An 18,844-nucleotide genomic window follows, 5' to 3' on the forward strand; every position below is an offset into this window, starting at 1 on the left:
GTCTTATTTAACTTCTTCAATCAGCTTTCTGCCTGCATTTATCATCAGGTTCGTGTCCATGCCGAAAGTAACCGCGTGGAAGCCTTTTTGATAGTACTGCTTCGTATCTTCCACATCCATACTGAAGGTGATGATAAACTTTCCATTGTCGTTTACCGCTTTTTGGATGCGTTCGACCGCCTCCAAAAATTTCGGATGATCAAATTGTGTCGGAATTCCCATTGCAATCGATAGATCATAAGGCCCCAAGAATATTCCTGCCACGCCCTCCATTGCCACAATTTCCTCGATGTTTTCAAGCGACTCCACCGTTTCACACTGTGGGATAATCAACGTATTTTCGTTCATGTCCGCAAATAACGTCTCAATGTCTTTCACTCTTTCATCAAACCCAAAATCCGTCAAGCGTGATGTGAAAAACCCCCGCTGTCCCAGCGGCGGATACTTGCCCCAATTTACAATCCGCCTCACTTCTTCCACTGACCGCACATTCGGAATCACCAAACCCTGAATTCCGATATCAAGCGCACGCAAGATATTTTCCCGTGAGATATCCGATATTCTTAAAAGCGGTGTGATATTACGATAATCGGCCGTTTGAACCAGTTCTTTCAACGAACTTATGGGAGTTGTACTATGCTCTAAATCGACAATAAAATAATCAAAACCTGCCACGCTCAGTGCCTCAATAATCAAGGTGTCATTCGTTTCCACAAAAGTACCCAGCAACTTTTCATCATTTTTAAGCTTTGAAATCATATTATTCTGTAACATCCCTACACCTCTCCCTCTGTGAAAACGATACCATAATAATCTGTTATTTTCACCTTGGTGTTGCACGGAGGGGAACTTAACAAAATATTTTAGATAGCTTCCGATATTTCTTTTTTAGCTTTTCGGGTCATTAAGGTTAATAAAGAGATATTAAATACGTTTACCACCAGGGTCAATAGTAACGCAGGTGAATAGGACCCTGCAAAATCAAACAAATATCCTATTAAAGATATCGATGCTGCGCCACTAGTCGAAACGCCAAAAGAAATTAATGGGAAAAATTTATTGAAATAGTGATTTCCCAACTGCTCCTTTGCCAAGAGTGTTATCCCTACAGCAGGAATCGCAAAAGCAGAACCATATAAAAATGCCCCCAGTATCAAAAACGAAGGACTTGGGGTGGTCAACACGATCCCCACCGCAAAGGAATTGATCACAAGCATGATGAGGTTTGCCACTGTTGGGTTTAACCGGTCACTTATTGCCCCGATCATCATTTTGAAAAGGATGCTGCCTATCATCGTCCCTGACAACATCATTGCCCCTATCCCGGCACTATACCCATTTGCTTCCGAGAAGCTTGGGAAATGCTGGACAATCCCGCCAACCGAAGTATGCGCGACTGCTACTACCATAATCGACAAGAACAGGTGCTTACTAAAGGTTTTTTCCGATACCTGAACCTTTTCCTTAAACTTGTTCGTTTGGATCACTTCTCCGGCACCGAACGGCAATAACCCTTCAGACTGTGGCTCTACAGCAAACGGTATAATGATTCCAGGAAGTAACAGCAAAATAATCAAAGCACCTGATATAAAATAACTATATCGCCAACCCACTTGTCCAATCAAGCCAGCAAAAATAGGCGTGAGCAAGGCACCTGATAAGCCAGTAAAACTTACTATGACACTCGTCACCAACCCATGATGCTTGTGAAACCAATGATTGATGACAATGGCAATGGGAACCATCGAAATAAGTCCGGCCCCGACGCCTCTGATACTGCCCCATAAATTAAACTGCCATAAGTGATGGGACAATCCCATCATGATATTCGGAACACTCGTCAACAGCGCTGCTGCTATCAATAGATACTTAAAATGATACTTTTCCATTAATCTCGGAACATATAAAGCGACAATAGCGGAAATAAATAACGTGAGCGTTGTATGCAGCGAGAAATCACCGCGTTGAAACCCAAGATCGATTGCCACCGGGGATAAAAATACCCCACCCAAGTTTATGGGAATACTAAAACTGGCGATTAAACCACACAATATCGCAACTACGAGCCAGTGTTTTTTACTATTATTTTTTTTATTCACTGTGTCCACCTCTATACATGATATCGAAAAAAACCGTTTAAATTTATGTCCTCTTTCCAATTGTTGTGTGCATCTCACCATACTATCTCAATTATATATTTTAACCGCTTTCATAACCATGACTACCGATGTGCTGTTTAGTTTATAATTGACTGTAAAGGTGTTTTTGATGATAATTTTTCAAAAAAAAAGAGAGACATCTGGTTTGATGTCTCTCTAGTACTATCTCGTTTCTACAAAATTCGCAAGATTTTCTAAGGTGGAGCTTAATCCATCAATATGATCGCTCTTACGGATTCCTTCGGGTACGTTTTCCGCAATAATCGTCACTTTTGTTCCTTCCAATACTTCTTCGAAATACCAAATCATGATCATTTCTCCGGCAAAAGAAGCATCCTCGGAATCAAAAATGCCCGCCTCTGCGATTTTCTGATTTGGAATCAACTCCAAGAATGTCCCACGAATTGTATCAGTGTCAGTCGTCGTTTTTCCAGCGTTGGTGTCTTTTTCGTTGTAAGTGAGGGTAAGTTCATACCTCCCCCCAACATGTGGCTCAAAACGGCATATTTCGCCCGTCATGCCTTCAGGTGGTAACCACTGTACTAACGCATTTGGATTCATATAGGCTTCATAGAGAATATGCGGTGCGGCAGTAATAACTTTTAAGACAGTGTCGATTCTTCCCTGAGTTTGATTTTCCATCATAAACTCCCCTTTCAGGATGAAAGTAATGGTTTTATCGCTTTAAGTATACCACCACCGCAATAAAAAAAAGACATCTCCCAACTGGAAAACGTCTTTACTCTCTGCTACTTATGCAATACGGGTCTCGGACGCATAAACTTACCGTCGTTTTTTGCGACTGTTTTTTGGTCGGATTTTCCGCCTGATTGTTTGTTTTTGATGATTTCCATCATTTTTTCTTTTGCATTCATCTTCTTACCTTCTTTCTACTTTACTTGTCGAGGAGCTTATCGGGTATTGGACATAACAGTTCTGGTTATTTGAAGTTATGTCCAAAAATTATCCCGAATGGTCATAACTTGAGGTAGTCTAAATAGTTATGTCCACATTTTAATTGAAACGGACATAACTATCTTTTTAGAGAAAAATTATGTCCATTTTTATAAAACCATTATTTTCTGGTTTGTATCAGTGTGCAAGGAACTGTTATTCAAAAAAAGACACTTCCCATATAAGTGAGAAGTGTCCTGAAACATTGATATGTAATATATTAACGTTTTGAGAATTGAGCTGCTTTACGCGCTTTCTTCAAACCTGGTTTCTTACGTTCAACCATACGAGGGTCACGAGTAAGAAGTCCAGCAGCTTTTAGAGGTGCGCGGAAATCTGGGTCTACTGAAAGTAGAGCGCGAGAAATTCCGTGACGAGCTGCTCCAGCTTGTCCAGTGAAGCCACCGCCGTTAACGTTAACGTAGATGTCATAGCTTCCTAGAGTGTCTGTAATGTTCAATGGTTGTTTGATTACTTCGTACAAGTAAGGGAATGGAATGTAATCTTCCATGTCTTTCTTGTTGAAGACAATTTTACCTGTTCCGGGTACTAAACGTACGCGAGCAGTTGAGTTTTTACGGCGACCAGTGCCGATATATTGTGCTTGTGCCAATGTTATTCCCTCCTTAAATTAGGTTAGTGATATCTAAAACTTCTGGTTTTTGAGCTGCATGTGGGTGAGTTGCTTCACCGTAAACATGTAGTTTTCTGAATTGGTCAGAACCTAGTGCACCTTTTGGAAGCATACCTTTGATTGAGTATTCCATTAGACGACGAGAGTTCTTAGCACGCAATTCTCCAGCAGTAACCTGTTTTAGACCACCGATATAGCCTGAGTGGCGAGAATAGATTTTGTCTGATGCTTTTTTACCTGTCAATTTAACTTTGTCTGCATTAATAATAATAACGAAGTCACCAGTATCCACATGTGGTGTGTAAGTTGGTTTGTTTTTTCCACGCAAGATTGATGCAGCGATTGATGAAATACGTCCCATAGGAACATCTGTTGCATCGATAACGTACCATTTGCGTTCGATTTCGTTGGTTTTAGCCATGTATGTTGTACGCACGTTCTTTTCCTCCATATTCTTATCTGAATGTTTGATCCATCTGAGTTTCCGGGGCTCTTGTGGGGCAAACAATACCGTCTTATATAATACAACACCCCCGAGCGTTTGTCAAATTTTTTTGAAAAAAATAACCGCTTTTTATAAGCGGTCAAATTTTTCTTTGAATGTGTTGTCGTAATAGACATCTACTAAGTACAAACCTTTACCTGATGCGGTCGGACCAGCTTCGTTACGATCCTTTACTTCAAGCAGGCGATCGATTTCTTCCGGCTTTTTCAAACCATCCGCAATCTGTAAACAGGTCCCGACGAAAATACGAATCTGGTTGTATAAAAAACCGTTTCCGATAAAGGTAAACACGAGCTCATTCGCTGCTTCGTCTATCTCATATTTCGCGACATACACGGTCCGCACTAAGTTTTCTTTATCCGTTTTGGTGGAACAAAAACTGGTAAAATCGTGTTCCCCGATTAACTTATCTAAGGACTCTTTCAGAGCAACCAAGTTCATTCGGTAAGGATGATGCAACGTGTAGAACCGTTTAAAGGGATCCGCAAAGCGGTTCAAATCCACCCGGTACACATATTTCTTCCCCACCGCCGAATAGCGGGCGTGGAAATCATCAGAAACTTTCTCTACCTGTTTGATGGAAATATCAGCCGGTAACATACTGTTCAGGGCCAATCGCAATGATTCGGGCTTAATCTGAATCGGCAAGTTGAAGTGAATCACCTGGCCCAGAGCATGGACGCCGGAATCAGTTCGGCCAGACGCATCGATTTTGATGGTCTGGCCTTTCATCATCTTTTTCAAAGCTTTTTCAAGTTCCTTTTGAATACTGTTGCCGTTTGTTTGCACTTGGTAGCCGACGTAATTCGTCCCGTCATACTGGACAATGCATTTATAGCGTTGTGTAAGCATTATCCACCTACCCTTTCAAATTATTAATTTCTTAGGAAAATCAAAAGCAGCGTTAAAGCCAGAAATGTAACCATCGCGATGGTATCGCGTGCTTGCCAGTTCAATTCCCGATACTTCGTCCGCCCCTCGCCCCCTTGATACCCACGTGCTTCCATGGCATTTGCCAGTTCATCGGCACGGTTAAAGGAACTTACAAACAACGGGACCAGAATCGGTGTGACAGCCTTCATTTGCTGAATGATATTTCCCTCACCAAAGTCGACCCCACGCGCACGTTGTGCATTCATGATTTTGGAAGCTTCATCCATCAACGTTGGTACAAAACGTAAAGCAATGGATAGCATCAAAGCCAATTCATGGACGGGTACTTTGAAGCGTTTCAAAGGTCCCAACAAGGACTCAATGGCATCCGTCAAAGATAACGGCATCGTCGTCAACGTCAATAACGTCGACATAAAAATGATCAAGACAAAACGCATGAAGATAAAGGCCCCATTGATTAATCCAAATGAGGTCACACGAATGATCCCAAAACTGAAGTAGGTTTCCCCACCTGTTGTAAATAAAATTTGTAAAATCACAGTGAATGAAATCAACCAAATCAGTGGTTTAACCCCGTTAATAAATACTTTCAATGGAATATCGGACAAGTAAACACACAAGATGGTAAAGAGTGTCATTGCCAAATAGGTCCACCAGTTATTTGCCAAAAAGATAATGACGATAAAGTAAAAGGCACCAATCAATTTAGCACGCGGATCCATTTTATGGATGAAGGAATCACCTTGAATGTAACGACCGAACAGTAATTTCTCAAGCATCCAAGCCACCTTCTTTCAGCTTTTGAATGATTGCAGCAGCTAAACGTGAGGTACCAAGCGGACGCTCGTCACCAAAGTCGATGCCTGTTTTTTGTGAAAATTCCTGTAGAAATTGCAGGGATGCTGGTAGACCCAGTTGTTTTTCTTGTAGCCATTCTGCATCAAGGAAAATTTCTGCCGGTGATCCCATTTTCACAACCGTTCCTTTTTCCATAATGATGACGTGGTCTGCATAAGTTGCCACATCATCCATTTGGTGCGTAACCAAAACGATGGAAATCCCCTGTTGTTCGTGTAAGTTATTAAACATGGTCATGATTTCGCGACGTCCTGCTGGATCAAGTCCGGCTGTCGGTTCATCTAGAATCAAGACTTCGGGTTTCATTGCCAACACACCCGCAATCGCAACCCGGCGCATCTGCCCTCCGGATAAATCGAACGGTGAGCGGTCCATGAATGTTTCATCCAGGCCGACTAGCGGTAATGTTTCTTTGGCCAAAGCGAGCGCTTCTTCTTCTGAAACACCGAAGTTCATCGGTCCAAAAGCGATGTCTTTAGCAATTGTTTCTTCAAACAACTGTGATTCCGGAAATTGGAAAACAATCCCCACTTTTTTACGGATGAATTTAAGATTTTTATTGTTGGTTTTGTTGTCAATGACACGGTCGCCGATGGTTACGGTCCCCGTGGTCGGTTTCAACAAGGCATTCAAGTGTTGGGTAACGGTTGATTTACCGCTGCCGGTATGGCCGATTAGAGCCGTGTAGCTGCCTTCCGGAATAGCCAGGTTGACATCATAGAGGGCCCGGCTTTCGAATGGTGTGCCGGCTCCGTATGAATACCCTACATCTTTGAGAATAATGTCCATAGCCATTCCACCATCCTTTCTTCGGTTAAGTATTCGGCTGGAACTTCCAGTCCTTGACGAGATAACTGGAACTTCAATTTTTCAGGGAACGGGATATCCAAGCCCATATCGATGATTTCTGCACCGACGGAGAAAATTTCTTCGGGTGTTCCGATGCGTTTCAGTTCCCCGGCCTGCATTACGAAAATGCGGTTTGCTTGTGCCGCCTCGTCAATGTCATGCGTGATGGAAATAACAGTTAAATCGCGTTCTTTTTTCAATTGGCGGATTGTTTCGATTACTTCTTTCCGGCCTTTCGGATCCAGCATCGTTGTCGCTTCATCCAAAATAATGATACCTGGAGCCAAGGCAATGATCCCGGCAATCGCAACCCGTTGTTTTTGACCACCCGATAGACGTGCGGGTTCCTTATCCATGAAATCGTGCATGTTAACGGCTTTGACGGCACTAGCCACACGTTCATGCATTTCCTCACGCGGAACACCAATGTTTTCCAAACCAAATGCCACGTCGTCCTGAACGGTTGAACCAACAAACTGGTTGTCCGGATTTTGGAAAACCATACCGACTTTGCGACGGACATCCCATACTGTTTCTTCAGTTAATTTTGTGCCACCGATGATAACTTCCCCTGCATCTGCTTCAATCAAACCATTGATGGTTTTAGCAAGTGTGGATTTCCCTGAACCATTTGGGCCAATAACGGCAATCCATTCTCCTTTGTTGATTGAAAGCGAAACGTCATTAAGGGCTGGGCGGATGTCATCTTCAGAATATGTAAATGAGATGTTTTTTAATTGAACCATTTCTTCCATAAATAACCCTACTTCCTTCGAACTTCACTTAAGCTTATTATATGATAATCAAATATTTTAATATATAAAAGTGCATGGTTGACAATGATTTTGTCACTTATCTAGTATACTTGAAATAGAGTGAAATTGCATTAGGTGTCTTGACACTTTTTTAGGAAATGGAGGAATGAGAATGGGCGTCGTGAATGGAACGATGTGGTCGGATGCTCTGGGGATTAAGGTTGGATACACAGCCGTTTTACCGGAAGGAATCAAGGGACCTTATGAGGTTCTTTATCTGTTACATGGTCATTCTGATGATCAACATGCTTGGCTTTATAACACAGGATTGACACGATATTTAGGGGAGCGTAATCTGGCGGTATTCATGCCACAAGTACATTTGAGTTTTTATACTGATATGGTGTCTGGCGGAAATTACTGGACATTTATCAGTGAGGAATTTCCCCAGAAGTTACATCACATGTTTCGTTTGTCAGATAAACGGGAAGAAAATTTTGTGGCGGGCTTGTCGATGGGTGGCTATGGGGCGTTTAAATTAGGTCTACGTCATCCGGAACGTTTCCGCGGTGCGGCCTCTTTTTCAGGTGCAGTGGATATTGTTTCACTATGGGAAGCCGACACCAACCGCAATCAAACCTTCACGCTCTCTTTTGGGTCCTTGGAGGCTTTACGGGGCTCCGATGATGACTTAGTTGCTTTAATTGAGAAGCTCTCACCTGAGGACGTTTTGCCATCTTTTTACCAATCATGTGGGACCGAAGATTTTTTGATAGAAAATAACCGATTGTTTAAAAAGTTGCTGGAGCCTTTTGATTTAGTATACAAGGAACGACCCGGCACTCACAATTGGGATTTTTGGGACGGTGAATTGGTGGAATTATTTAAATGGATGGATGGGATAAAAAATGATAATGCATAAATGTGAATTAAAGGATTTAGAAGCACTCCGAGAAATTAGCATCGAGACGTTTTCTGATACGTTTGCGGCGGACAATACCCCAGAAGATTTAAAAACCTATTTAGATCGCGCGTACAACAAGGAACAGTTGTTGACGGAATTAAAAAATCCAAACTCTTTTTTCTATTTTATTTATATGGATGGAAATCTGGCTGGATACTTGAAGTTGAATACAGGTTTAGCCCAGACTGAGGAAATGGGAGCTGAGTCTCTTGAAGTTGAACGCATTTATGTGCGGACAGCATTCAAGCGCCGTGGTTTAGGAAAAAAGTTGATTGATTTCGCTATTGAAACAGCACGTGAGTTGAATAAACAAGCAATTTGGTTAGGTGTTTGGGAACATAATGATAAGGCATTGGCTTTTTATAAATCATTGGGATTCGAACAGACCGGTGCGCATTCATTTTTCATGGGTGATGACGAACAAACCGATTTCGTGATGACAAAAAGACTAGGAGATTAATCCTAGTCTTCTTTTATGCCTTTAAGTGGGTTTAATTTCCCCATTATTTCATCGCGTTGTGGTTCAAGAAACGGCGGTAAATCGAGGATTGTACCTAATTCCTCCGGTTTTTGGTCGACGGTAAAGCCCGGACCATCAGTTGCCAATTCGAACATGATGTCGTTATGGTCCCGGAAATATAAACTTTCGAAGTAATAGCGATCGTGTCGTGCGACGACTTCGTAGCCGTGTTGGGTTATTTTTTCATGCCACTCATTTAAAGCTTCATGGTCCGCTACGCGAATGGCAAGGTGGTGGGTGCTGCCACGCCCGGGACGTTCTTTTGGCCCTTCTTTTTCCGTAACGAGAATTTCACCCGTTTGGTCGCCTTCTACGGCTTGGTAGAGGGCTTCTTTGCCGTTGTTGTAAACTTCATGATAGTTGAAAAGGTCTACGAGTGTTTTTTTGGATTCAGCTAAATCACGGACGACAAATTCAACAGGCCCCATCCCTTTGATTTGTTGATTCAATGGAATCGGTGAATCTGGCCATGGTTCGAAAAATGGTGCATGTGTCCCGTTGCTGGCAATAAGTGCCAATTGGACCGTGTCGTTGTCCTGAAATAGAATAGCCGGATATTTTGCGTAAGTGCCTACCTCGTATTTAATTTTGTAATCGGTTAGTCGTTTCTGCCAATACGGGAAGCTGTCTTCGCTATCAAGTAGTAGACCCACAGTCGTAATGGCATTCGTTCCTCGTTTGGTATTCCCTAGACGCTGGTTTTCAAAAAAGGTCAGGTCGAAACCTGGACTTCCGGTATTATCACCGTAAAACAGGTGGTATTGATAGGGATCGTTTTGGTTTACGCTGACTTTGACGCGTTTTAAACCAAGGATATCCCGGTAAAAACGCGTATTATCGTCTCCTGATTTGGTTCGCATCGAAATGTGATGATGTCCCAAGATTTGTGTCATAGAATCACTCCTTAAAAATAATTTTAACATATTTAAAGCTTTTAAGGATTTTTTGCGTATATATATGTGAGAGGAGGTTTCCAAATGAAACCTATAACGTTGAGAATGATGGAAGCTTTGGCTGATCGGATGGTGCTTGATAAAGAATGCGTTATATATTTGCAGAATATGCGGAATGGTTACGAAGGTGAATGTGAGTTTGGGGTATTGATGGAGTCATTGAAGTCTCCACATTTACTATTACATGATTTGTATTTTGAACCAAAATTCTCGGGTTCAATACAGATTGACTTTCTGCTGTTGATTGGAAATTCGATTATCGTTTATGAAGTTAAGAATTATTCGGGTGTGTGGATTTATGGTGAAGAAGTTTATCGACAAGGCAATATGGAAAGGTCCAATCCGTTGATCCAATTAGCACGGACGAAAAACAACTTCAAAAGTTTGTTGCGTGAAATGGGCTATTCCCATATAACGGTTGAAGCAGTCGTCCTTCACATCGGAAAGAGTTTTACGTTATTGCAAGCACCAGATAATCGGAATGTGGTGTTACCTACCCAGATCTCTGATCATTTGGCGAAGTTGAATAGCTATCAATATCCCATTTCAGAGCAGTTAGCTAATTTGGCACAAGTATTACCTAAAAGGACGATGGATCCCCCACCGTTTACAAAAATGATTCCAGAGTATAGTTTCGAAGCGCTGAGGAAGGGTTTGCGGTGTGAGCAGTGTGGGGAACTAGCGGTTCGATTTTCGCAACGCATCTATCATTGTCAATCATGCAATTATAAAGGGAGGAACCGCACAGCAATTAAGTCGGCAATCGATGAGTTTAAACTGTTGTTTCCCGATCAGGTATTATCAGGTTTCACTCTTTCGAAGTGGTGCGATGGGACAATTTCGCCTTCTCATTGTAGAAAAATATTACGCAAGTGATTACTCAGATTGAATTTCCTTCTTGAGTAATCACATTAGGTTGAAAAACGATTACTCAAGTCGATATTTTTCGCTGAGTAATCACTTTGATGGAAAAAGTGATTACTCAGACCGGAAAATGCGTCTGAGTAATCACCCTGTCTCTCATTAAGGTTCTATTATTTATGGTATTGGTAGGTATTCTTCTCGGAAATCCCGCAGGACGGTGGGGTTCTTGTGGCCGGGTCAAGGATGCAAGCCCGGAGACTACAGGCTCAGGGCGGTCCCACGGCAGTACACAAGCAAACACGCTAGCCGAAAGGCATTTCCTTCACCAACACCAGATAACCAAGAACCCTAATTAAACACAAAAAAAAGAGGCCTACGCCTCTTAAATGAAACCTATTTGAACGGTATTTGGTGCTTAGAAAAAAAAATAGAGCTGAACTTCAGTGTTCATCTCTTCGCATAAACAAATGGTGAGCCGCTTACGGAAATCGGAAATTTCCGTAAGGGTCCACGAGCTAGACTAGTTTCTCTACCTTGCGGGAGAAACAACCATCATAGCGCTCTTTTCATCTGAAAATGGTTGTTAATTAAACTAATTCAATGATAACCATTGGAGCTGCGTCACCGCGGCGTGGTTCTGTTTTAAGAATACGAGTGTATCCACCTTGACGTTCAGCATAACGCTCAGCCAAGCCACTGAAAAGTTTTTGCAATGCAGTTTCAACAACGATTGCTTCGCCATCTTCACGTACATCTGCTACTTCGTTACGAACATATTCTGCTGCCAAACGGCGTGCTGCTAAGTCGCCACGTTTTCCTAGTGTAATCATTTTCTCAGTCGTTTTACGGATTTCTTTAGCGCGAGCTTCAGTTGTCACGATACGTTCGTTAATGATTAGGTCAGTAGTCAAATCGCGGAGCATAGCTTTTCTTTGTGAACTTGAACGTCCTAATTTACGATAAGCCATTTCTGGTAATCCTCCTTTGTTGCAGTACTAGTCATCTTGACGTAAGGATAGCTCTAGGTCAGAAAGTTTGTTTTTAACTTCCTCTAGAGATTTACGTCCCAGATTACGTACTTTTATCATTTCTGCTTCTGACTTTTCAGTCAGTTCTTGGATTGTGTTGATTCCTGCGCGTTTCAAACAGTTGTATGAACGAACAGAAAGATCAAGTTCTTCGATTGTCATTTCAAGCATTTTCTCTTTTTGAGTTTCCTCTTTTTCAACCATAACTTCAGCCTTGCGAGCTTCGTCAGTCAGGTTAACGAAAATGTTCAAATGTTCAGTAAGGATTTTAGCTGCCAAGCTGACTGCTTCTTCCGGACTGACAGAACCATCTGTCCAAACATCCAATGTTAATTTGTCATATATATTTTTTTGACCGATACGTGTATTTTCAACTTGGTAGTTAACTTTGTTAACAGGAGTGAAAATCGAATCGACTGGAATAACACCAATTGGCATATTTTCCGTTTTGTTGTGTTCAGAGCGAACGTAACCGCGGCCGTTCTTTGCGTCCATGCGCACGTGGAAATGTGCACCTTCAGCTACTGTACAAATATATAAATCAGGGTTTAAAACTTCTACATCACTATCATGATTGATGTCTGCAGCAGTTACGACTGCAGGACCTTTCACATCGATTTCGATTGTTTTATCTTCTTCGGAGAAGAATTTCAAAGCCAATTGTTTAATGTTTAGGACGATTTGAGTAACGTCTTCTAAAACACCTTCAATTGCTGAAAATTCGTGTAGTACACCATCGATTTGAAGTGTAGTTACAGCTGTACCTGGAAGTGAAGACAATAGAATACGACGTAATGAGTTACCAAGCGTTGTCCCATATCCCCGTTCAAGTGGTTCCACAACGAATTTGCCGAATGTAGCATCCTCGCTGATCTCAATCGTTTCAATTCTTGGTTTTTCAATTTCGATCATATGTCAATTTACCCCTTTCAAAACGGTTCGTTCATCCTAGTGAGGCCATTGCGTTACAACAACATCAAGATATAAAAATTATACCCGACGACGTTTTGGTGGACGGCATCCATTGTGAGGAATAGGAGTAACGTCACGAATTGCGCTAACTTCCAAACCAGCTGCTTGTAGAGAACGGATTGCAGCTTCACGTCCTGAACCAGGACCTTTAACTGAAACTTCAACAGATTTCATTCCGTGTTCCATAGAAACTTTAGCAGCAGCTTCTGCAGCCATTTGAGCAGCAAAAGGTGTTGATTTACGAGAACCTCTAAAACCTAATGCACCAGCAGAAGACCATGAAATAGCATTTCCATGAACATCAGTAATCATAACAATTGTATTATTAAATGTAGAACGGATATGTGCTACTCCGGATTCAATATTCTTTTTCACACGACGTTTACGTGATACTTTTTTAGCCATGAAGTTTTAACCTCCTTCACTTAATTATTATTTTTTCTTACCAGCGATTGCTTTTGCGCGTCCCTTACGAGTGCGAGCGTTGTTCTTAGTATTTTGACCACGAACAGGCAATCCACGACGGTGACGAATTCCTCTGTATGAACCGATTTCCATCAAACGTTTGATGTTCAAATTCACTTCACGACGTAGGTCACCTTCGATTTTTAATTTGTCAACTTCTGCACGGATACGATCTAATTCATCGTTTGTTAAATCGCGTACACGTGTTTCTTCAGAAACTTCTGCAGATGCAAGTACTTGCTTAGCAGTTGTACTACCGATTCCGAAAATATAAGTTAATGAGATAACGATGCGTTTATCACGCGGAATATCTACCCCAGCGATACGAGCCATAAATTGGCACCTCCTTGTTATTATCCTTGGCGTTGTTTGTGTTTAGGATTTTCGCAAATCACCATAACACGGCCGTTTCTGCGAATGACTTTACATTTCTCGCAAATAGGCTTTACTGATGCTCTAACTTTCATTCTAAAATTCCTCCTTTTAAATGATGGAGTGGCATTATTTGAAACGATATGTGATACGGCCGCGTGTTAAATCGTACGGTGATAATTCAACCGTTACTTTATCACCTGGTAGAATGCGGATGTAGTTCATCCGGATTTTGCCTGATACATGCGCGAGCACAATATGGCCGTTTTCAAGTTCTACCTTAAACATTGCGTTTGGCAAAGTTTCAGCGACTATTCCTTCAATTTCAATGACATCATCTTTCGCCATCTATATACCTCCTCACATTCTGCTGACCTGATTGAGTATGACTTGTCTTTGCATTTATTTTACACTAACTGCTACATTATACCATAACGACAAGCTTTTGCAAAGAAAATACTTATATAAAACAAGTACTTTTTTCAGATCAATCGATGATGTTTTGGACTTCAGAAAACACGTTCTCAATTCCAATTTCACCATCTACAGTGTGAAGCAATCCTTTATTAGAGTAATACGCTAATATTGGTGCAGATTGTTCTTGGTTGATGCGAATACGATTTTCCACTGTTTCAGGTTTGTCATCTTCTCTTTGGTACAAATCTGTACTGCCGCATTTATCGCAAACACCTTCCACTTTTGGTGGATGATTTACTTTGTGATAAGTAGCGCCACAATTACGGCAAATAATACGACCTGTCAAACGAGACATTAGTACTTCGGGATTCACATCAATGTTAATGACCGCGTCGATCTCACGACCTAAGTCAGTCATAATTTGATCCAAAGCATCAGCTTGGTCCATTGTTCTTGGAAATCCATCAAGTAAAAAGCCATTTTTTGTATCTTCTTCTTGCAAACGTTCTTTAACAATCCCGTTTGTCACTTCATCAGGAACTAACTCGCCTTTATCCATAAAGGATTTAGCTTCAAGTCCTAATTGCGTTTCATTTTTGATTGCTGAACGGAACATATCACCAGTCGAAATGTGGGGAACCCCATATTTCTCAATAATACGCTCTGCTTGTGTTCCTTTTCCAGCACCGGGAAGTCCAGTAATAATTAGGTTCTTCTTCATGTCCTCGTCTCCTTATGCAAGCGCAAGATGCTTGTGGGGAAAAACCCCACATACAGCTTACTTTTGAATAAATCCTTGATAATTGCGTTTCACCATTCGACCTTCAACTTGTTTAGCAGTATCCAATGCGGTACCAACAACGATGAGAAGGCTTGTTCCCCCTAGAGCTAGTGAGTCTGGGAGATTCCATAATGCCGAAGCAATGATAGGCAACAGGGCAATCAAGCCGAGGAACAAAGCACCAACTGTACTTAAACGCATCAGCATACCCGTAATGTAATCTTCTGTACCTTTTCCGGGTCTCACACTTGGGATATAAGCTCCAGACTTTTGTAAATTTTCTGCCATTTTTTCAGGATTAATCTGAATCAAGGCATAGAAATACGTAAAGGTTACAATCAAGATTGTATAGATTACAGCACCGATTGGCTCACGGAAGTTAAATAATGTATTTAACACGTTATACCAAGTCGCTTCACTATGGTTCGCTGCAAAAAATCCAAGGATTGTCTGCGGCGTCATCATGAAGGAGCTGGCGAATATTACCGGAATAACTCCAGCAGAGTTAATCTTTAATGGTAAATGCGCCGCTTGATTGGAACCAGTAGCTCTTTTTGAATATTGGATCGGAATTCTGCGTTCCGCTTGTTGAATAAACACAACAAAAATTACCAGCAATACCATTGCGATTAGCAACGCTACTGCGAAGATAATGTTTGAGGTTAGCTTATCTCCTGCATCAGCAAATCGATCTTGGTAGAATGTCACCAAATCTGCAGGAATACGAGCAACAATACCGGAAAAGATAATAAGAGAAGTCCCATTTCCAATCCCGTGCTGCGTAATGGAGTCACCAATGAAGATGACAAACATTGAACCAGCAGTCATTATCAAAGCGATAATGAGATAAGTTGTGATTCCCGGGTCTCTGATCAAGCCCAAATTGGACAATTGATTGAAACCGATCGAAATACCAATTGATTGCACGAATGCAAGAAATACAGCCAAGTATTTAGTTACTTGATTCAACTTTCTTCTACCGACTTCCCCTTGCTTGGACCATTCCGTGAATTTCGGAATAATGTCCATTTGCAATAGTTGAACTACGATAGAAGCAGTAATATATGGCGAGACACCCAAAGCGAAAATCGAATACTGACTCAGCGCTCCACCACCGAATGTGTTCAGCAAGCTGAACAATCCGGTTGATGCTAGATTTTGAATGGCTGCCGCGTCAACACCTGGAACGGTGATGTGTGTTCCGATACGGAATACAATCAACATTGCCAAAGTGAAGAAAATTCGGCTTCTAATGTCTTTTGTCTGAAATGCTTCTTTCAGAAGTTTAAACATTAGATCACCTCAACAGTTCCACCTGCAGCTTCAATAGCTTCTTTCGCTGCTTCGGAGAATTTATGAGCTTTAACAGTCAATTTCTTCTCTACCGCACCTTTAGCAAGAACTTTGATGCCGGATTTTTCGTTGCGAACAACTCCGCTTTCAACAAGCAAAGCTGGTGTAACTTCTGTACCTTCTTCGAAACGGTTCAATGTATCCAAGTTAACAACTGCGTAGTCTTTACGGTTGATGTTTGAGAAACCACGTTTTGGAATACGACGGAACAATGGTTGTTGTCCACCTTCAAAACCTAGTCTAACTCCACCACCTGAACGAGCTTTTTGACCTTTGTGTCCACGTCCAGCAGTTTTACCATTACCGGATGAAGAACCACGGCCAACGCGGTTGCGTACTTTACGAGAACCTTCTGTAGGTTGCAATTCATGAAGTTTCATATTAAATGGGCACCTCCTTCATTTTTGATTCTATTATTTAACTTCTTCTACTTCAATTAAGTGGCTGATTGTATTAACCATACCGTTGATAGCTTCGTTAGCTGGTTTAACAACTGATTTATTGATTTTAGTCAAACCCAAAGCTTTTGCAGTATCTTTTTGGTTTTGAGGACGTCCAATCAAGCTACGCTTTAAAGTGATCTTTAATTCTGCCATTATGTGTATCCTCCTTAACCTAAGATTTCTTCTACGGACTTGCCACGTAATGCAGCAACATCCTCAGCTTTTTTCAATTGTGTCAAACCATCAACAGTAGCGCGAACCATGTTGATTGGCGTGCTTGATCCTAGAGATTTAGATGTAATGTCCGCAATACCTGCCAATTCGATGATAGCACGTACAGGACCACCCGCAGAAACTCCAGAACCGGATAGAGCTGGTTTCAACATTACGTTACCGCCGTTGAAACGACCAATAACGTGGTGAGGGATTGTTGTTCCAGTAATAGGAACTTCAATCAAGTTTTTCTTAGCAGATTCGATAGCTTTACGAATTGCTTCAGGAACTTCGTTTGCTTTACCAGTACCAAAACCAACGTGTCCGTTTTTATCTCCGACTACTACTAAAGCAGCGAAACGTAAACGACGTCCACCTTTAACAACTTTAGTAACACGATTAATCGCAACAACGCGATCTTCTAATTCTAAATTAGTTGGGTCAATAAATACCATGTGTGGTTATCCTCCTTTTCCTAGAAATCTAGTCCATTTTCACGTGCAGCTTCAGCTAATGCTTGTACACGGCCATGGTATAGATATCCACCACGGTCAAATACGACTTTCTTCAAACCTTTTTCAAGACCGCGTTCAGCAATCAATTTACCTACAACTGCTGCACTGTCTGATTTAGTAACATTTTCAGTTACATCTTTTTTGCTAGAGGCACTTGCCAGCGTCACACCCGCTACGTCATCAATTAATTGAGCGTAGATGTGTTTGTTAGAACGGAATACGTTCAAGCGTGGGCACTCTGCAGTTCCAGAAATTTTTCTTCTTACACGTGCATGTCTGGACTGACGTGTTTTATTTTTATCTGGTTTATTAATCACAATTGTCACCTCTTTATATGGATTGGTTATGCTGCAAAAAGGAATAACTGGTTATTATTTACCAGTTTTACCTTCTTTGCGGCGGATGATTTCGTTAGAGTATTTAATACCTTTGCCTTTGTATGGCTCTGGTGGACGTACGCCACGAATGTTAGCTGCTAATGCGCCAACGTGTTCTTTGTTGTAACCAGATACGATAATTTTCGTATTTGAAGGAACTTCAACAGTTACGCCTTCTTCTGGAGTGAACTCTACTGGATGAGAGTAACCAACGTTCAATACAAGTTTGTTTCCTTGTAGTTGAGCACGGTAACCAACACCGACTAGATCAAGTTCTTTTTTGAATCCTTCAGATACACCAACAACCATGTTGCTGAACAAAGCACGTGTTGTACCATGAATAGATTTTGTGAACTTTTCTTCGTTAGAACGAGAGAAAGTTGCGATATTGCCTTCGATATTCATTGTAATCAAGTCACTGAATGTTTGAGTTAATTCGCCTTTAGGACCTTTAACTGATACAGTGTTTCCCTCTTGAGTTACGGTTACGCCAGCTGGGATTTCGACTAGTTTATTACCAATACGACTCACAGGGCTGCACCTCCTTTAGTTTTTAGAATATAGTAGAAATTTGTATTACCAAACGTAAGCTAATACTTCTCCACCAACGTTTTTAGCTCTTGCTTCTTTATCAGTTACTACACCTTCTGATGTAGATACGATAGCGATTCCTAGTCCGTTCAATACACGGGGAACTTCGCCAGTTTTAGCGAAAACACGCAAACCTGGTTTAGAGATGCGTTTCAAGCCTGTGATAACGCGTTCGTTGTTAGCACCGTATTTCAAGAAAACACGGATAACGTTTTGTTTGTCATCTTCGATAACTTCGTAGTTTTTGATAAATCCTTCATTTTTAAGGATTTTAGCAATTTCCAATTTCATGTTAGAAGCAGGAACTTCCAAGCTTGCATGGCGAACCATGTTAGCGTTACGAATACGAGTTAGGAAATCTGCGATTGGGTCTGTCATAACCATTAACTTTTACCTCCTTCTTACGGG

28 protein-coding genes are annotated in these 18,844 nt (G+C 41.4%); 3 read left to right on the forward strand and 25 right to left on the reverse strand.

What is annotated here, in order from left to right:
* Positions 1-3: 3 nt before the first annotated feature.
* The 10 genes from ACTU7M_RS00270 to ACTU7M_RS00315 form a co-directional block, all read right to left on the reverse strand.
* Positions 4-774 (reverse strand): HpcH/HpaI aldolase family protein, encoded by a 771-nt coding sequence (locus ACTU7M_RS00270; protein WP_443472366.1) that lies wholly within the window; start codon positions 772-774, stop codon positions 4-6.
* 89 nt (positions 775-863) lie between these two features.
* Positions 864-2,099 carry an MFS transporter gene (locus tag ACTU7M_RS00275; protein WP_443472367.1) on the reverse strand — a complete coding sequence of 412 codons (1,236 nt, stop codon included), beginning with the start codon at positions 2,097-2,099 and terminating at the stop codon, positions 864-866.
* A gap of 222 nt (positions 2,100-2,321) precedes the next feature.
* Positions 2,322-2,801, reverse strand: coding sequence for an SRPBCC domain-containing protein (locus ACTU7M_RS00280; protein ID WP_443472368.1), 480 nt, complete (start codon positions 2,799-2,801; stop codon positions 2,322-2,324).
* Positions 2,802-2,908: 107 nt separating this feature from the next.
* Entirely contained in the window at positions 2,909-3,034 is a 126-nt protein-coding gene (locus tag ACTU7M_RS00285) for a hypothetical protein (protein WP_443472369.1), read from the reverse strand.
* A gap of 299 nt (positions 3,035-3,333) precedes the next feature.
* Positions 3,334-3,726, reverse strand: coding sequence for a 30S ribosomal protein S9 (rpsI, locus tag ACTU7M_RS00290; protein ID WP_443472370.1), 393 nt, complete (start codon positions 3,724-3,726; stop codon positions 3,334-3,336).
* 13 nt (positions 3,727-3,739) lie between these two features.
* On the reverse strand, positions 3,740-4,183 hold the full coding sequence (gene rplM / locus ACTU7M_RS00295) for a 50S ribosomal protein L13 (protein ID WP_443472371.1): 444 nt from the start codon (positions 4,181-4,183) through the stop codon (positions 3,740-3,742).
* 138 nt (positions 4,184-4,321) lie between these two features.
* On the reverse strand, positions 4,322-5,104 hold the full coding sequence (gene truA, locus ACTU7M_RS00300; RefSeq protein WP_443472372.1) for a tRNA pseudouridine(38-40) synthase TruA: 783 nt from the start codon (positions 5,102-5,104) through the stop codon (positions 4,322-4,324).
* A gap of 23 nt (positions 5,105-5,127) precedes the next feature.
* A complete protein-coding gene (locus ACTU7M_RS00305; protein ID WP_443472373.1) occupies positions 5,128-5,925 on the reverse strand; it encodes an energy-coupling factor transporter transmembrane component T family protein in 798 nt (265 codons plus the stop codon).
* A complete protein-coding gene (locus ACTU7M_RS00310) occupies positions 5,918-6,793 on the reverse strand; it encodes an energy-coupling factor ABC transporter ATP-binding protein (protein ID WP_443472374.1) in 876 nt (291 codons plus the stop codon). Before ACTU7M_RS00310 ends, ACTU7M_RS00305 begins: the two co-directional genes overlap by 8 nt.
* Positions 6,769-7,608: an energy-coupling factor ABC transporter ATP-binding protein gene (locus tag ACTU7M_RS00315; RefSeq protein ID WP_443472375.1), complete on the reverse strand. Its 840-nt coding sequence runs from the start codon at positions 7,606-7,608 to the stop codon at positions 6,769-6,771. Before ACTU7M_RS00315 ends, ACTU7M_RS00310 begins: the two co-directional genes overlap by 25 nt.
* A gap of 172 nt (positions 7,609-7,780) precedes the next feature.
* On the opposite strand from ACTU7M_RS00315, the gene ACTU7M_RS00320 reads away from it, so the two are divergent.
* Together ACTU7M_RS00320 and ACTU7M_RS00325 are read left to right on the forward strand one after the other, a co-directional pair.
* A complete protein-coding gene (locus ACTU7M_RS00320) occupies positions 7,781-8,530 on the forward strand; it encodes an alpha/beta hydrolase (RefSeq protein ID WP_443472376.1) in 750 nt (249 codons plus the stop codon).
* Positions 8,517-9,032 carry a GNAT family N-acetyltransferase gene (locus ACTU7M_RS00325; RefSeq protein ID WP_443472377.1) on the forward strand — a complete coding sequence of 172 codons (516 nt, stop codon included), beginning with the start codon at positions 8,517-8,519 and terminating at the stop codon, positions 9,030-9,032. The genes ACTU7M_RS00320 and ACTU7M_RS00325 overlap by 14 nt, the downstream gene beginning before the upstream one ends.
* A gap of 2 nt (positions 9,033-9,034) precedes the next feature.
* On the opposite strand, the gene ACTU7M_RS00330 is transcribed toward ACTU7M_RS00325, so the two are convergent.
* Positions 9,035-9,985 (reverse strand): ring-cleaving dioxygenase, encoded by a 951-nt coding sequence (locus tag ACTU7M_RS00330; RefSeq protein ID WP_443472378.1) that lies wholly within the window; start codon positions 9,983-9,985, stop codon positions 9,035-9,037.
* An 84-nt stretch (positions 9,986-10,069) separates the two neighbouring features.
* Here ACTU7M_RS00330 and ACTU7M_RS00335 point away from each other — a divergent pair, with 84 nt between their 5' ends.
* Positions 10,070-10,921 (forward strand): nuclease-related domain-containing protein, encoded by an 852-nt coding sequence (locus tag ACTU7M_RS00335; protein WP_443472379.1) that lies wholly within the window; start codon positions 10,070-10,072, stop codon positions 10,919-10,921.
* A 575-nt stretch (positions 10,922-11,496) separates the two neighbouring features.
* Here ACTU7M_RS00335 and rplQ read toward each other — a convergent pair.
* The 14 genes from rplQ to rpsH all read right to left on the reverse strand — a co-directional run bounded on the left by rplQ (position 11,497) and on the right by rpsH (position 18,820).
* A complete protein-coding gene (gene rplQ / locus ACTU7M_RS00340; RefSeq protein ID WP_443472380.1) occupies positions 11,497-11,877 on the reverse strand; it encodes a 50S ribosomal protein L17 in 381 nt (126 codons plus the stop codon).
* Positions 11,878-11,904: 27 nt separating this feature from the next.
* The gene (locus ACTU7M_RS00345) at positions 11,905-12,849 is read right to left on the reverse strand and encodes a DNA-directed RNA polymerase subunit alpha (RefSeq protein ID WP_443472381.1); all 945 of its coding nucleotides are present in this window, start codon (positions 12,847-12,849) and stop codon (positions 11,905-11,907) included.
* A gap of 78 nt (positions 12,850-12,927) precedes the next feature.
* Complete coding sequence (rpsK, locus tag ACTU7M_RS00350; RefSeq protein ID WP_443472382.1) at positions 12,928-13,314, reverse strand: 30S ribosomal protein S11; 387 nt, start codon at positions 13,312-13,314, stop codon at positions 12,928-12,930.
* 27 nt (positions 13,315-13,341) lie between these two features.
* Positions 13,342-13,707 (reverse strand): 30S ribosomal protein S13, encoded by a 366-nt coding sequence (gene rpsM / locus ACTU7M_RS00355; RefSeq protein WP_443472383.1) that lies wholly within the window; start codon positions 13,705-13,707, stop codon positions 13,342-13,344.
* Between the two features lie 20 nt (positions 13,708-13,727).
* Positions 13,728-13,841, reverse strand: a complete 114-nt coding sequence (rpmJ, locus tag ACTU7M_RS00360) for a 50S ribosomal protein L36 (RefSeq protein ID WP_062470716.1) — start codon at positions 13,839-13,841, stop codon at positions 13,728-13,730.
* Between the two features lie 34 nt (positions 13,842-13,875).
* Positions 13,876-14,094, reverse strand: coding sequence for a translation initiation factor IF-1 (infA, locus tag ACTU7M_RS00365; protein ID WP_062470719.1), 219 nt, complete (start codon positions 14,092-14,094; stop codon positions 13,876-13,878).
* 139 nt (positions 14,095-14,233) lie between these two features.
* The gene (locus ACTU7M_RS00370; RefSeq protein ID WP_443472384.1) at positions 14,234-14,884 is read right to left on the reverse strand and encodes an adenylate kinase; all 651 of its coding nucleotides are present in this window, start codon (positions 14,882-14,884) and stop codon (positions 14,234-14,236) included.
* Between the two features lie 57 nt (positions 14,885-14,941).
* The gene (secY, locus tag ACTU7M_RS00375; RefSeq protein WP_443472385.1) at positions 14,942-16,237 is read right to left on the reverse strand and encodes a preprotein translocase subunit SecY; all 1,296 of its coding nucleotides are present in this window, start codon (positions 16,235-16,237) and stop codon (positions 14,942-14,944) included.
* Positions 16,237-16,677, reverse strand: a complete 441-nt coding sequence (rplO, locus tag ACTU7M_RS00380; protein ID WP_443472386.1) for a 50S ribosomal protein L15 — start codon at positions 16,675-16,677, stop codon at positions 16,237-16,239. Before rplO ends, secY begins: the two co-directional genes overlap by 1 nt.
* 33 nt (positions 16,678-16,710) lie before the next feature.
* Positions 16,711-16,893 carry a 50S ribosomal protein L30 gene (gene rpmD / locus ACTU7M_RS00385; RefSeq protein ID WP_443472387.1) on the reverse strand — a complete coding sequence of 61 codons (183 nt, stop codon included), beginning with the start codon at positions 16,891-16,893 and terminating at the stop codon, positions 16,711-16,713.
* 14 nt (positions 16,894-16,907) lie between these two features.
* The gene (rpsE, locus tag ACTU7M_RS00390) at positions 16,908-17,408 is read right to left on the reverse strand and encodes a 30S ribosomal protein S5 (RefSeq protein ID WP_443472388.1); all 501 of its coding nucleotides are present in this window, start codon (positions 17,406-17,408) and stop codon (positions 16,908-16,910) included.
* Between the two features lie 20 nt (positions 17,409-17,428).
* On the reverse strand, positions 17,429-17,794 hold the full coding sequence (gene rplR, locus ACTU7M_RS00395; protein ID WP_443472389.1) for a 50S ribosomal protein L18: 366 nt from the start codon (positions 17,792-17,794) through the stop codon (positions 17,429-17,431).
* 45 nt (positions 17,795-17,839) lie between these two features.
* Positions 17,840-18,376, reverse strand: coding sequence for a 50S ribosomal protein L6 (gene rplF, locus ACTU7M_RS00400; protein ID WP_443472390.1), 537 nt, complete (start codon positions 18,374-18,376; stop codon positions 17,840-17,842).
* A gap of 45 nt (positions 18,377-18,421) precedes the next feature.
* Positions 18,422-18,820, reverse strand: coding sequence for a 30S ribosomal protein S8 (rpsH, locus tag ACTU7M_RS00405; protein ID WP_443472391.1), 399 nt, complete (start codon positions 18,818-18,820; stop codon positions 18,422-18,424).
* Positions 18,821-18,844: the final 24 nt, after the last annotated feature.

The organism is Jeotgalibaca sp. A122, assembly GCF_052266715.1.
GTDB lineage: Bacteria > Bacillota > Bacilli > Lactobacillales > Aerococcaceae > Jeotgalibaca.